Raw genomic sequence first — 13,372 nt, 5'->3', positions numbered from 1 at the left:
GGGCTACCGGCTTTGCCCGGGCGCGGCAAGGCGCAGGCTCAGCGCCCCGCCGCCTTGCACGCCCCGGTGCGGCGCCCCTCATATTCCTCGGTGAAGGGCAGGCCGCGGATGATCCCCTGCGTCTCGAGACGGATCAGCCGCGGCGTCTCCACCGTGATGCGCGTATCGGTCTTGCCGGTGGGGCAGGAGAAGGTGATGCGTCCCGCATTCGGCTCGTTCTCGACGACGAAGTTGGTGCAGCCCGCGGCACGCTCGCGCAGCTGGAGCAGGACGCGCGGATCGGTGACGCAGATCGAGCGGGTACTGCCGTCGGAGGCGCGAAGCTGCCACTCGCCGCGCTCGATCTTGGCGAGCGCGACGAGCGTGCCGGATTGCGCCAGCGCATAACCGCCGCCGGCCACGAGCAAGGCCGAAGCTGTGCCGATAAAAGCGAGTTTTTTCATTTCATCGCTCCTCTAGCACGATTCGCCTGTCGTTTACGTTACAATTATGGTTGCGGCGCGGCGTCGCCGACCGCGATCGGGAATTTCTGGGCGCAAAAGGCGCAATCCACCGTGATGACCCCGTCCTGCGCCATCTCCGCGCGATCCTCGTCGCTGAACTTGGCGAGCACGGATTCGATATAGGCGGCGTCGCAGCGGCAACCGCGCACCAGCTCGACCCCGCCCTGCACGCGTACCTCGTCCTCCTCGTTGAACAGCCGCCAAACGAGGTTCTCGAGCGGGATCGACGAATCGGCGAGCTCGTCCGCGCCCATCGTGGCGCCGAGCGCCTCGACATGCTCCCATTCGGGATGATGGTCGCGCGCGTGCAGCCGCTCGCCGCCCTCCTCGCCCTCGGGGAGATGCTGGAGGAACAAGCCGCCGGCGACGCACTTGCCCGCGGCGTCGTGGCCGATGCCGAGCCGCACCAGGCTCGGAATCTGCTCGGACTGGTCGAAATAATTCTCCGCCGCCTCGGCGATCGAGCCACCGTCGAGCGGGACGATGCCCTGATAGCGCTCGCCGGTCGCCGCCTGGTCGAAGGTGACCGCGAGATAGCCCTGGTTGAACAGCGCGTAGAGCGAGGGATTCTCGCCCAGCTCCGCCAGCCGCTCGGCATCGAAGTCGACATAGCCGCGCAGCTCGCCGCCCTTATAGTCGCACACCATCAGCTTGATGATGCCGCCGCCGCGCTGCGCCGGGGTCTGCGCCTGCAGCGTGAGCTGGCCGCTGGTGTCCTTGAGCATCGAGCCGAGCAACGCGGTCAGCGTCAGCGCCTCGGCGAGCACGCGCTCGATCGGGGCGGGATAGGCATGCGCCTCAAGGATGCGGTCGAGCACCGGCCCGAGCCGCGCGACGCGACCGCGCGCGTGGCGCGCCGGCAGGGTGAAGTTGACCGTGCGGTCGAGATCGGCGGGGTTAGTCACTGTCTTGTCTCCACCGTTCAAGCCGAAACGGGGTCCGGCATTGCCGGGCCTCGATCGAAACGAACGGATTGTCGGGTTTCGCGGAATATGGGGATGCGAAACTCCGCTTCAACTCACCCGAGATCGGCACCAATCTGGCCGAAGCACCAGCGCAGCACGGCCTTCTGGGCATGGAGGCGGTTCTCCGCCTCGGGCCAGATCAGCGACTGCGGGCCGTCGATCACCTCGTCGGTCACTTCCTCGCCGCGATGCGCGGGAAGGCAGTGAAGGAACCTGGCGTCGGGCTTGGCCTTGGCCATCAGCGCCGCGGTCACCTGATAGGGCGCGAGCGCGGCGAGCTTCGCCTCGGCATGCGCCTGCCCCATCGAGATCCAGGTGTCGGTAACCACCACATCGGCGCCCGCCACTGCCTCGGCGGGATCGTTGACGGTGCGCGCGCGGCCCTTACCCGCCGCCATCGCCGTCTCGGGCAGCGAGAAGCTCTGCGGACAAGCGGCAACGACGTCGAAATGCATCAGCCCCGCTGCTTCGATGAACGAGGCGAGGACGTTGTTGCCATCGCCGAGCCAGGCGACCTTGAGCCCCGGCAGCGCCTTGCCATTCTCCAGGATCGTCTGGAGATCGGCCATGATCTGGCACGGGTGGCTGTCGTCGGTGAGGCCGTTGATCACCGGCACCGTGGCATATTCGGCCATTTCGAGCAGCTTGGCGTGATCGTCGGTGCGCACCATGATCGCGTCGCAATAGCCCGACAGCACGCGCGCGGTGTCCGCAACGGTCTCGCCACGGCCGAGCTGGCTGGTCGCGGCGTCGAGCACCACCGCGCTGCCGCCGAGCTGGCGGATCGCCATCTCGAAGCTGACCCGCGTACGAGTCGAGTTCTTCTCGAACACCATCGCCAGCGTGTGCCCGGCGAGCGGCGCATCGGCATCGGTCGCGCCCCTGGGCAGGCCGGCGCGCGCGCGCTTGCGGTCGATCGCGTCGGCGAGGATCGCGGCGACGCCGTCCGGCCCCGCGTCGGAAAGGTTGAGGAAGTTGCGATAGGTCATGTGAAGGCTCCCCATCGCCGCCGGCGCCGCATGCGACGCCGGCGGGAAGGATCAATCGTCGGCCGGCGGCACGTAGCTGCGCGCGCCTGCGCTCAGCTTCTCGATGCACTCGGCGATGTGGCTTTCCTCGATCACCAGCGGCGGCAGCACGCGGAACACGTTCTCGCCCGCCGCGACCGTCAGCAGCCCGTGATTGTCGCGCAGATGGGCCACGAACTCGCGGCTTACCGCCGGCTCCTTGAGCTTGATGCCGAGCATCAGCCCCTTGCCGCGGATCTCGTCGAACAAGTGATCGTGGTTGGGGATCAGCTGCTCGAACGCGGCGCGCAACCGCTCGCCCATCTTCTCGACATGCTCGAAGAAGCCGGGCTCGAGCATCACGTCGAGCACTGCCTGCCCCGCCGCCATGGCGAGCGGGTTGCCGCCATAGGTCGAGCCGTGGGTGCCCGCGACCATGCCCTTGGCCGCTTCCTCAGTGGCGAGGCAGGCGCCGAGCGGGAAGCCGTTCCCGATGCCCTTCGCCACGGTCATGATGTCGGGCGTGATGCCGTAATGCTCATAGGCGAAGAACTTGCCGGTGCGGCCATAGCCGCACTGGATCTCGTCGAGGATCAGCAGCAGGCCATGCTCGTCGCACGCCTTGCGCAGGCCCTGGATGAACTCGAGCGTGCCCGCGGTCATCCCGCCCTCGCCCTGCACCGTCTCGACCAGGAAGCCCGCGGTCTCGTCGTCGATCGCGGCCAGCGCGCCTTCGAGGTCGTTGAACTTCACATAGTCGAAGCCCGGCAGCAGCGGCTCGAACCCGTCGCGCATCTTGGGCTGGTCGGTCGCCGAGATGGCACCGATCGAACGGCCGTGGAAGGCGTTCTTGAAGGTGATCAGCTTGTGCCGCCGCGGGTTGCCGTTGACATAGTGATAACGGCGCGCAGTCTTGATCGCGCACTCGATCGCCTCGACCCCCGAATTGGTGAAGAACACCGTGTCGGCGAAGCAATTGTCGGTGATGCGCTTCGCCAGCGCCTCGCCCTGCGGCGAGCCGTAGAGGTTGGAGACGTGCATCAGCGTCGCGGCCTGCTCGGCGATCGCCTTGGTCACGTGCGGATGGCCATGGCCGAGCGCATTGACCGCGATGCCCGCGGCGAAGTCCAAGTAACGCTCGCCTCGCTCGTCGATCAGATAGCAGCCCTCGCCTCGCACCGGACGCACATCGCACCGCGGGTAGACGGGCATGAGCGGGGTGATCGACATTGGACTGCTCCTCCTAAGGCTTGAGGGGTTGGACTCCAGAAACACGAAAGGCGGCCCAGCCGGACCGCCTGGAGCGCGCTTTTATCGCCCCCGAAACAAGGGGGCAACCCCGCTCAATTCTTGAGCTTCCAACCGCTGCGCAGGAGGAGATAGCAGAGGATGCCGAGCACCACGTCGATCGCCAGCACGATGCCGCCCGCGGTCCAGATCGTGGCATAGCCGTCGCTCACCCCCAGGAATCCGTACCGGAAGCCTGAGATCACGTAGAAGAACGGGTTGAAGTGGCTCACCGTCTGGAAGGCCGGCGCAAGCCGGTCGACCGAGTAGAAAGTGCCTGAGAGCAGCGTCAGCGGCGCGACCACGAAGTTGGTGATCGCCGCGGCGTGATCGAACTTCTCCCCCCAGATCGAGGTCAGCACGCCGAGAAAGGCGAGCATCAGCGCGCCGAAGAACCCGAACCACAATACCGCCAGCAAATTCTGCGGGACCATCACCGATCCCAGGAACAGCAGCATCGCCAGCCACACTGTCGCGCCGACGCAGAAGGCACGCGTCACCGCGCCGCCACACAAAGCCGCGAGCAGCTCGCCGGTCGACAGCGGCGGCATCAGATAGTCGACGATCGTGCCCTGGATCTTGCCGACCAGCAGCGAGAAGCTCGAATTGGCGAAGGCGTTGTTGAGCATGCCCATGACGACGAGGCCCGGGGCGATGAAGGTACCGAACGGCACCGCGACTCCGCCTACCGACACCTCGCCGCGCGCGCCGAGCGCAGTGGTGAATACCACCAGCAGCAACAGCTGCGAGACGGCCGGCGCCCAGATCGTCTGGAGCTGCACCTTGAAGAAGCGGCGCACCTCCTTCACATATAGCGTCCACAGCCCTCCCCAATTGACGTTGCGAATCACCGGAACGCCGGGGGCGGCGATGATGGTTTCATGCGGTTGGGGTTGTTCGGCCATATCAAGGCCGGGTAAAGGCTGCCGCCGCACCCCGCAACGGGGATGATGTAAGGACGTTTGAATGAGCTGGACCGACGAACGGATCGAGACGCTGCGCAAGATGTGGGACAGCGGCATGACCGCCACCCAGATCGCCGAGGAGCTGGGTGGGGTGAGCCGCAATGCCGTGATCGGCAAGGCGCACCGCCTCGGCCTCGCCTCGCGCCCCTCGCCCGTGAAGCCCAATGCGCCCGAGGCCAAGGCCGCAGCGCCCGCCGCGGAAGCCTCGCCCATGCCCAGGCCCGTTCCTGCGCCGAAGCCGGCCCCCGCCGCTGTGGCTCCCGAGCCGCGCGAGGCCGCGCCGTCCGCCGCGCCTGCCGCGTCCAAGCCTGCGGCGGACGGCCCGGTGCTGCGCTCGGTCGGCCCCGGCGGCTTCATTCGCCAGAACCCCGGCGAACAGGCCCCACCGATCGCGCCCGCGCCGCCGCGCCGCCTCGTCCCGGCCAAGCCGAGCAAGGAGATTGAGGGCAAGACCAGCCTGCTCGATCTCAACGACAAGATCTGCAAGTGGCCGCTCGGCCATCCCGGCGAGCCCGACTTCCATTTCTGCGGCGAGAAGGTGAACCCGGGCTTCCCCTATTGCGTCGAGCATTGCGGCCATGCCTATCAGGCGCAGCTCCCGCGCCGCGACCGCCGTCCGCCGCCGCCGCTGCCCTATGGTGGCCCGCGGGTCCGCTGACGCGGCGTTCATGGACTTGATGCGGTGGTGAGTTAGGCTGACGCAATGAGCGATACCGCCGAACTCACCTACGAGCTACTCAGGCGGCGCCACGCGGCGTTCGCCGTCTCACCGAAGCCTAAGCCAGCTTCGGCGCGCTGACCGACACCGGCCTGGGCGCGAAGGCGATGTCGCCGTTCGCCGAGACCGCGAAGCGATAGGCTTCGTTGGTGCCGCGCTCGCCCGAATGGGTGAACGCCAGCACGCGCGTGCCGTCGGTGCGGATGTGGATGATGCCGTAGTTGGTGCGCTCGAACCCGAAATAGACGGGCTTCTCCTTCGCCCCCGGGTCGAGGTCGCGCGAGGTCCCGCGCATCGCGAAGAAGGCGGCGAGCTCGGTGCAGAAGATCACCGCCGGCGTGGTGCGTGCGGCCTTGCCCAGCGCCGCCATCAGCGTCGCGCGCGGGTGGATATGCTCCTTTGCCGCGCTCTCGTCGCCCGACGAGATCATCGAGACAACCGCGCCGACCTCCTTCAGGAATTCCATGTCGAAGTCCGCCGCACCGTGGTGCGGGGTCTTGAGAATCTCCGAACGCAGCGCGGCATTGGGCAGCGCGGCGCGCATCCGCGCCATCGATTCCTGGTTCATGTCGCCGGTGAACATGAAGCGGACATTGCCATAGCGCAGGCGGAACGTGATCGAATGACCGTTGATCGTGTGGCTCTCCGACCAGCCGCCCTTGCCCGGCGGCGGAAAGGTGCCGAGCATCATGTCGGCATTGCTCGGCGGCGTGCGCAGGAAGCGCAGGCCCGGGCCGTTCGGCGTCGGCTCGCTGATCGGCCCGAGCAGTTCGACCACCACGCCGTCCTCATGGAGGAAATCGAATGCGTCGATGCTCAGATGATCGACCCGCCGACGGACCATCGGCGCGCCGGTCAGCGCCAGGGTCCGTGCGTCCCAGGTGTCCAGCGCCGTAACCCATGACTTGAAATGCTTGTTGCGCTCGATCTCGGGCACGTCCGCGGGATCGTCGACCAGCCCGGTGACGAACGGCACGCCGTCGACCTCGGTGATCGCGCCCAGCATCTCCAGGTCCTTGCGCGCCTTGCCATCGGGCTTGTTGCCCGGCCGTTTGACCATGCCATTGTGGTAATAGCGCAGCGGCATGATGAAGAGCCGTTGCCGTTCGTCGATCCCGTCCTCGGTCTCGGTCCCCTGCAGGATGTTGAGCCCCTCGAAATGGTCGGCATCCCCATGCGTCACGAGCAGCAGGTCGACCTTGAGCGGATCGGCCGCGGTGGTACCGCGGAAGCGGAAGGCAGCGTGGCGCGCGAACAGCTTGTTGTCGCCGCCGTCGATGAAGATCGTCTTGCGCCCCGGCGTCTCGAGGATCAGCCCGTCGCCCTGCTGCACGTCGATCATCGACAGGCGCAGTAGCGCGGTGTCGCGGAACCTGGCCGATGATTTGACGAGCCCCTCACGCCGCACCTTGCCGCCATGCTCCAGTGCCTTGATGCGGTGGCCGGCGGCGCTGGTCGAGACGATCTCCACCTCGTCGCCCCAGTAGAGATGCCAGATGCTGCCGTCGTCGCAGCGCATGTCGATGAAATCATCGTCCAGAAAAGGCATGGCCGTCCCCCACGATCCGCGCGGGCAATATAACGCAAAATGATGACGGCGGCGCGTCGAAACGATCCGCAGCGGACGGGTCGACGGCATCGCTTGCCCCCGCCCTATGGAACGATATAGCAACGGGACAATGTCTTCCGATCTGTTCAAGCCCGCTTCCGCAACGCCCGCCAATGCCTATGACGCCTCGTCGATCGAGGTGCTGGAGGGGCTCGAGCCGGTCCGCCGCCGCCCCGGCATGTATATCGGCGGCACCGACGAGCGCGCGCTGCACCACCTTGCCGCCGAAGTGCTCGACAATGCGATGGACGAGGCGGTGGCGGGGCACGCCAACCGCATCGAAGTGACGCTGGAGGCCGGCAACCGCCTGACGATCAGCGACAATGGCCGCGGCTTCCCGATCGATCCGCATCCCAAATTCCCCGACAAGTCGGCGCTCGAGGTGATCCTCTCGATGCTGCACTCGGGTGGAAAATTCTCGGGCAAGGCCTATGCCACCTCGGGCGGCTTGCACGGCGTCGGCATCAGCGTGGTCAACGCGCTGTCGGTCGACACCGTGGTGGAGGTGGCGCGCGAGAAGCAGCTCTACCGCCAGCGCTTCAGCCAGGGGCAGACGCTCGGGCCGCTCGAGCATCTCGGCGGAACGCCCAACCGGCGCGGCAGCGTGGTCAGCTTCGTTCCCGATTCCGAGATTTTCGGCGAGATGCATTTCAAGCCGGCGCGACTCTACAAGCTCGCCCGATCCAAGGCCTATCTGTTCGCGGGCGTCGAGATCCGCTGGAAATGCGACCCCGAACTGATTTCGGACGATACCCCGGCCGAAGCCGTATTCCAGTTCCCCGGCGGCCTCGCCGATCATTTGAAGGAGCAGCTCGGCACGCGCGAGGGCGCGACCGCCGAGTTCTTCTCGGGCAGCCAGGAATTCCCGGACTCGCAGGGCCGGGTCGAATGGGCGGTGGCCTGGCCGCTGTGGAGCGACGGCTCGTACAGCTGGTACTGCAACACCATCCCGACCCCCGACGGCGGCACGCACGAACAAGGGCTGCGCCAGGCGCTGGTGCGCGGGATCCGCGCCTTCGGCGAGCTGGTCGGGCAGAAGAAGGCCAAGGACATCACCGCCGACGACGTCATGGTCGGTTCCGAGCTGATGCTCTCGGTGTTCATCCGCGACCCGCAATTCCAGTCGCAGACCAAGGACCGGCTGACCTCGCCCGAGGCGACGGCGCTGGTCGAGAAGGCCGTGCGCGACCATTTCGACCATTTCCTCGCCGACCGCATGGACCGCGGCAAGGCGCTGCTCGGCTATGTCCTCGAGCGGATGGACGAGCGCCTGCGGCGCAAGCAGGAGCGCGAGGTCAAGCGCAAGACCGCGACCTCGGGCCGCAAGCTGCGCCTGCCCGGCAAGCTCACCGACTGCTCGGCCGACGATCCCGCCGGCACCGAGTTGTTCATCGTCGAGGGCGATTCGGCCGGCGGCAGCGCCAAGCAGGCGCGCGACCGCAAGACCCAGGCGATCCTCCCGATCCGCGGCAAGATCCTCAACGTCGCCAGCGCGACCTCGGCCAAGATCCTCGCCAATCAGGAGATCGCCGACCTGATCCAGGCCTTGGGCTGCGGCACCCGCAAGGACTGTATTCCCGAAAATCTGCGCTACGAACGCATCGTCATCATGACCGACGCCGACGTCGACGGCGCCCACATCGCGACGCTGCTCATGACCTTCTTTTTCCAGGAGATGCCGGAGGTCGTGCGCCGCGGGCATCTCTACCTCGCCCAGCCGCCGCTCTATCGCCTGACCGCGGGCACCAAGTCGCTCTACGCCCGCGACGACGCGCACCGCGCCGAAATCGAGGCGAACGAGTTCAAGGGCCGCAAGGTCGAGGTGGCGCGCTTCAAGGGCCTGGGCGAGATGAACCCCGGCCAGCTGCGCGAGACGACGATGGACCCGAAGACGCGCGGCATGATCCGCATCACCCTGCCCCAGGAATATGAGGAGCGCGCGGGGGTGAAGGATCTGGTCGACCGGCTGATGGGCACCAACCCGGCGCACCGCTTCGCCTTCATCCAGGAGAATGCGGCGCGGCTCGACGAGGAAGCGATCGACGCCTGACCGGCGTCAGCGGCCGCCGGTCCACTCGTCGCGCAGCAGGCCGTAGATCGTCGTGTCGCGCACGCCGAGATGCGTTTCCCACTCCGCGCGCAGCAGGGCCTCGAACTTGAAGCCCAGCCGTTCGAGCAGCGCGCGCGAGCCCCGATTGTCCGGGTCGGTATCGGCGAAGATGCGCCGCTGCCCCTCGGCGAAGACCCGGTCGATCACCGCGCTCACCGCCTCGCTGGCGATGCCGCCGCCCCAATGCTCGCGCGCGAGCATGTAGCCGAGCTCGGTGACGTTTCCCTGCCGCTTCTCGCCGGCGGCAACGAAGCCGACCGCGGTGTCGTCGCCCTTGCGCGTGATTGCCCAGGCGCGCCATTCGGGCGCCTCGCGCGCGAAATCGGCGCGGGTCTGCGCGACATCGGCATGCGGTGGGCCGGACCAATAGGTCATCAACTCCGCGTCGGCGAAGGCGGGATGCAGCGCGTCGGCATCCTCCACCCGGCGCGGCCGCAGGATCAGCCGCGGCGTCTCGAGCACCGGCGTGTCGCGCGGCGGAAGCGGGCTCACGCCTCGCCCAGCGCCTCGACCAGCGTCTTGACCTTCTTCTGCCGCCATTGCGGCAGCGGCGCGACCATCCAGTAGCCGAGCCGCGAGGGTCTGGGATCGCCAACCACCGCGACGCGCCCAGCCTCGATATCGTCGCGCGCGAGCAGCTCGGGCACGGTCGCGCGCCCCAGCCCCTGCGCCGCCGCGTCGAGCGCGAGCCCGGCGTCGCCGACTCGCACCAGCGCGGCGCCGTCCTCGGCGACGCAGCCCGGCCAGGCGATCGGCGTCTCGGCATTCGATCCCGGGCGCGCCACGGTGACCATGCCGTCGCTCTCCAGCGCCTCGCCCTCATGCTCGCCGGGGCCCTCGCCCCAGCGGATCGCGAGATCGAGATTGGCCTCGGTGAAGTCGATCGCCTCGTCCGCGGCGATCAGCACGAAGCGCAATTCGGCATCGTCGCGCGCGATGTCCGCGAGCCGCGGCATCAACCATTTCTCCGTCAGGTCGCGCGGCGCGGCGATGGTCAGCGACTTGGACGACTGCCCGGCCTGCATCGCGCGCACCGATTCCTCGAACTGGAGGAAGCCGGCGCGCAGCGCGGCGAGCCCCGCCTCGGCCTCGGGCGTCAGTTCCAGCCCCTTGGTGGTGCGGCGGAACAGCACCACGCCCAGCGTGTCCTCGAGCGCGCGGATCTGCTGGCCGACCGCGGCGGGAGTCACCGCCAGCTCGTCCGCGGCGCGGGTGAACGACAAATGCCGCGCCGCGGCGTCGAGCACGCGCAGGCCATTCAAGGGAAGGTGAGTCCGCTTCATTCCGCTACCGCCGGCGCCAATAGTGAGAATTTGGGAATCGCCACGTCGAACTCCATGCCGTCGGCGCCGACCATGCGATAGCTGCCCTGCATCGAGCCGGTCGGGGTCGCGAGCGGGCAGCCCGAAACATAGTCGTAGCTCGCCCCCGGCGCGATCATCGGCTGCTCGCCGACCACGCCCTCGCCCTCGACCGAATGGCGCGAGCCGCGGCCGTCGGTGATGATCCAGTGGCGCGTGAGCAGCTGGACCGCCTGGTGCCCTTCATTCTCGATGCGGATGTGATAGGCCCAGAACCAGCGGCCGCGCTCGGGCTCGGACTGTTCGGGCAGATAGCTCACCGAGACGCGCACGACGATGTCGCGCGTGGTTTCCTCTTCGGAGAAGAGCGCCTTCACAACCCGACCGCGCCGAGCGCCTGGTCGAGGTCGGCGATCAGGTCTTCCGGATCCTCGAGTCCGACATTGAGCCGCAGCATCCCCTCGCCCACGCCCATCAGCAGGCGCTGGTCCTCGGCGACGCCGCTGTGCGTGGTGGAGGCCGGGTGAGTCATCAGCGAGCGAGAATCGCCGATATTGTTCGAAATGTCGATGAGGCCGAGCGCGTCCAGCAAGCCGTGCGCCTGGGCGCGCCCGCCATCGAGTTCGAACGAGAAGATCGGCCCCGCCGCGGCCATCTGCGCCATCGCCAGATTATGCTGTGGGTGGCTCGCCAGGCCGGGGAAGTTAACGCGCGGCACGCGGGTCTCGAGGAAGCGCGCGACCTTCAGTGCATTGTCGCTCTGCCGCTGGATGCGCAGGTCGAGTGTCTCCAGCCCCTTCAGTACCACCCAGGCGTTGAACGGCGACAGCGTCGGCCCGGTATTGCGGTGGAAGGGCAGCAGCGTGTCGTTGATGAACGCCTCGGTCCCGCACACCGCGCCGGCGAGCACGCGGCCTTGCCCGTCCATCATCTTGGTCGCGGAATAGGCGACGACGTCGGCGCCGAAGTCCATCGGCCGCTGCAGTGCGGGCGTGGCGAAGGCGTTGTCGACCACGGTGACGATGCCGCGCGCCTTGGCGATCTCGCACACCGCTTTGAGATCGACCACGTCCATCGTCGGGTTGGCCGGCGTCTCGAAGAAGAACACCTTGGTATTCGGGCGGATCGCGTCGATGAATTGCTGCGGGTCGCGCGCGTCGACCACCGTCGTCTCGATCCCGAAGCGCGGCAGCAACGAATCGGTGAGCCAGCGGCACGAGCCGAACGCGGCACGCCCGCCGACGAGATGGTCCCCGCTCGACAGCTGGCACAGCAGCGCCGCGGTCATTGCCGCCATGCCGCTCGCGGTGGCGCGGCACGCCTCTGCGCCTTCGAGCAGGGCGATGCGCTGCTCGAGCATCTCGACCGTCGGGTTCTGCAGGCGCGAATAGGTCATGCCCTGCTGGTCGCCCGCGAAGCGCGCGGCCGCGTCGCCGGCACAGTCATAGGCGTAGCCCGAGGTCAGGAAGAGCGCTTCGCTCGTCTCGCCCCATTCGCTGCGCGCGGTGCCGCCGCGCACGGCGAGCGTGGCGGGCTTCCAGTTGCGGGTGACGTTACGGTCCTGTCCGGTGCGGCGCTTCATGGCGAACCCTCTAGAAGCCAAGGGCAGGGGCGCGCAAGGGCAGCGGGTGACGGCGCCCAAAAGCTGCGCTATCCACCCCGCCGATGCTCGATCGCCTCGAACAACGCCCCGTCCTGCTGGCGCTGCTGATCGGCATTGCCACGCTGTTGCTGTTCTCGATCGGGCTCGACCGGCCGAGCAAGCTGACCTTCGACGAAGTCCATTATGTGCCCGCCACGCGTGTGTTGCTCGAGCTGTCACATCCGGTGAACATCGAGCATCCGCTGCTCGGCAAGATCCTGATCGCGTTCGGCATGCTGATCGCCGGCGACAATCCGATCGGCTGGCGGATTACCGCCTGCCTTGCCGGCACGCTGACGATCGTCGGTGTCTATGCCTTCACCCGGCTGCTGACGCGCGCGACGCGCCCCGCCCTGTTCGCGGCGCTGTTCGCGGTGCTGGGGCAGCTGGTGTTCGTGCAAGCGCGGATCGGGATGCTCGACGCCTTCCTCGGCATGTTCCTGGTCTGGGGCGGCGTCGCCTTCCTGTGGACGATGCGGAGCGATTCGCGCCGAGCGCCATGGCGTTGGGCCGCGTGCGCCGTGCTGCTGGGCGCGGCCGTCGCTGTCAAATGGGCGGCGGTTCCCTATGTCGCCTTCGCCGGCGCGGCGTTTCTGTGGCTGCGGCGCGGGCATGTCGAACGCTTTGGCGGGATGCATTGGCTGGCGGGTCTCGCGATTCTCGGCACGGTCAGCATCGCCACCTATTTCCTGACCTTCGCGCCTGCCTTCTTCTACGCCACCGAGCCGCTCACGCTGACGAAGCTGATCCCCTTCCAGCTCGAGATGTGGAAGCTCCAGACCCAGGCGCTGACTCCGCACAACTACCAATCCGACTGGTGGAGCTGGCCGCTGCTGGTCCGGCCGATCTGGTATTTCTACGAGCCCGACCAGGGCGCGACGCGCGGCGTGCTGCTGATCGGCAACCCCGCGATCATGTGGGGCGGGCTGGTCGCGGTGGCGGCGTGCTGGTGGGCGGGCCTGCGCGACAAGGCGGGCGTGCCGCTGGCGGCCGCGATCCTGTGGACCTTCGCGCTCGGGGTATGGGCGGTGATCCCCAAGTCGCTCGGCTTCTATTATTATTACTATCTGCCCGGCATCATCCTGAGCGTGGTGCTGGCGGTCGCCTTCCACCACTGGCGGGACAAGGTGAAGCGCAACGACGAATGGTTCCTGGTGCTGTGCGTCGGACTGTTCGCCTATTTCTACCCGATCCTCGCCGCGCTGGCGCTGCCCAGCGACCGCGGCTTCGAACGGTGGATCTGGTTCTCCAGCTGGGCGTAGGCG

At 67.6% G+C, this 13,372-nt stretch carries 13 protein-coding genes; 3 read left to right on the top strand and 10 right to left on the bottom strand.

Annotated features, from left to right (window positions below; translation table 11 throughout):
• Positions 1-38: 38 nt before the first annotated feature.
• The 5 genes from ACO227_RS10095 to ACO227_RS10075 all read right to left on the bottom strand — a co-directional run bounded on the left by ACO227_RS10095 (position 39) and on the right by ACO227_RS10075 (position 4,667).
• Positions 39-443, bottom strand: coding sequence for a DUF3617 domain-containing protein (locus tag ACO227_RS10095; protein ID WP_423601715.1), 405 nt, complete (start codon positions 441-443; stop codon positions 39-41).
• Positions 444-487: 44 nt separating this feature from the next.
• Positions 488-1,408, bottom strand: a complete 921-nt coding sequence (locus ACO227_RS10090; protein ID WP_423601714.1) for an Hsp33 family molecular chaperone HslO — start codon at positions 1,406-1,408, stop codon at positions 488-490.
• A gap of 113 nt (positions 1,409-1,521) precedes the next feature.
• Positions 1,522-2,457, bottom strand: coding sequence for an ornithine carbamoyltransferase (gene argF / locus ACO227_RS10085; protein ID WP_423601713.1), 936 nt, complete (start codon positions 2,455-2,457; stop codon positions 1,522-1,524).
• 51 nt (positions 2,458-2,508) lie between these two features.
• Positions 2,509-3,705 carry an aspartate aminotransferase family protein gene (locus tag ACO227_RS10080; RefSeq protein WP_423601712.1) on the bottom strand — a complete coding sequence of 399 codons (1,197 nt, stop codon included), beginning with the start codon at positions 3,703-3,705 and terminating at the stop codon, positions 2,509-2,511.
• A gap of 113 nt (positions 3,706-3,818) precedes the next feature.
• Positions 3,819-4,667, bottom strand: a complete 849-nt coding sequence (locus tag ACO227_RS10075; RefSeq protein WP_423601711.1) for an ABC transporter permease — start codon at positions 4,665-4,667, stop codon at positions 3,819-3,821.
• Between the two features lie 61 nt (positions 4,668-4,728).
• Between ACO227_RS10075 and ACO227_RS10070 the strand changes: the two genes are divergently transcribed.
• The gene (locus ACO227_RS10070; RefSeq protein ID WP_423601710.1) at positions 4,729-5,385 is read left to right on the top strand and encodes a GcrA family cell cycle regulator; all 657 of its coding nucleotides are present in this window, start codon (positions 4,729-4,731) and stop codon (positions 5,383-5,385) included.
• Between the two features lie 118 nt (positions 5,386-5,503).
• Here ACO227_RS10070 and ACO227_RS10065 read toward each other — a convergent pair whose 3' ends face one another.
• On the bottom strand, positions 5,504-6,994 hold the full coding sequence (locus ACO227_RS10065) for a ComEC/Rec2 family competence protein (protein WP_423601709.1): 1,491 nt from the start codon (positions 6,992-6,994) through the stop codon (positions 5,504-5,506).
• A 130-nt stretch (positions 6,995-7,124) separates the two neighbouring features.
• Between ACO227_RS10065 and parE the strand changes: the two genes are divergently transcribed.
• On the top strand, positions 7,125-9,104 hold the full coding sequence (gene parE / locus ACO227_RS10060) for a DNA topoisomerase IV subunit B (protein ID WP_423601708.1): 1,980 nt from the start codon (positions 7,125-7,127) through the stop codon (positions 9,102-9,104).
• A 6-nt stretch (positions 9,105-9,110) separates the two neighbouring features.
• On the opposite strand, the gene ACO227_RS10055 is transcribed toward parE, so the two are convergent.
• From ACO227_RS10055 to ACO227_RS10040, 4 genes are read right to left on the bottom strand one after another with little or no spacing between them, the layout of a single operon-like run.
• Positions 9,111-9,656: a GNAT family N-acetyltransferase gene (locus tag ACO227_RS10055; protein ID WP_423601707.1), complete on the bottom strand. Its 546-nt coding sequence runs from the start codon at positions 9,654-9,656 to the stop codon at positions 9,111-9,113.
• Positions 9,653-10,447 carry a LysR family transcriptional regulator gene (locus ACO227_RS10050; RefSeq protein ID WP_423601706.1) on the bottom strand — a complete coding sequence of 265 codons (795 nt, stop codon included), beginning with the start codon at positions 10,445-10,447 and terminating at the stop codon, positions 9,653-9,655. The genes ACO227_RS10055 and ACO227_RS10050 overlap by 4 nt, the downstream gene beginning before the upstream one ends.
• Positions 10,444-10,842 carry a Co2+/Mg2+ efflux protein ApaG gene (gene apaG, locus ACO227_RS10045; RefSeq protein ID WP_423601705.1) on the bottom strand — a complete coding sequence of 133 codons (399 nt, stop codon included), beginning with the start codon at positions 10,840-10,842 and terminating at the stop codon, positions 10,444-10,446. The genes ACO227_RS10050 and apaG overlap by 4 nt, the downstream gene beginning before the upstream one ends.
• Positions 10,839-12,047, bottom strand: coding sequence for a trans-sulfuration enzyme family protein (locus ACO227_RS10040; protein ID WP_423601704.1), 1,209 nt, complete (start codon positions 12,045-12,047; stop codon positions 10,839-10,841). Before ACO227_RS10040 ends, apaG begins: the two co-directional genes overlap by 4 nt.
• Before the next feature lie 83 nt (positions 12,048-12,130).
• On the opposite strand from ACO227_RS10040, the gene ACO227_RS10035 reads away from it, so the two are divergent.
• Positions 12,131-13,369 (top strand): phospholipid carrier-dependent glycosyltransferase, encoded by a 1,239-nt coding sequence (locus ACO227_RS10035; RefSeq protein WP_423601703.1) that lies wholly within the window; start codon positions 12,131-12,133, stop codon positions 13,367-13,369.
• The last annotated feature ends 3 nt before the right edge of the window (positions 13,370-13,372 follow it).

It is taken from the genome of Sphingomonas sp. MS122 (assembly GCF_049532975.1).
Taxonomy (GTDB): Bacteria; Pseudomonadota; Alphaproteobacteria; order Sphingomonadales; family Sphingomonadaceae; genus Sphingomonas.
The sequence above is the reverse complement of the archived record's forward strand: the minus strand, read 5'-3'. Positions and strand labels throughout refer to the sequence as shown.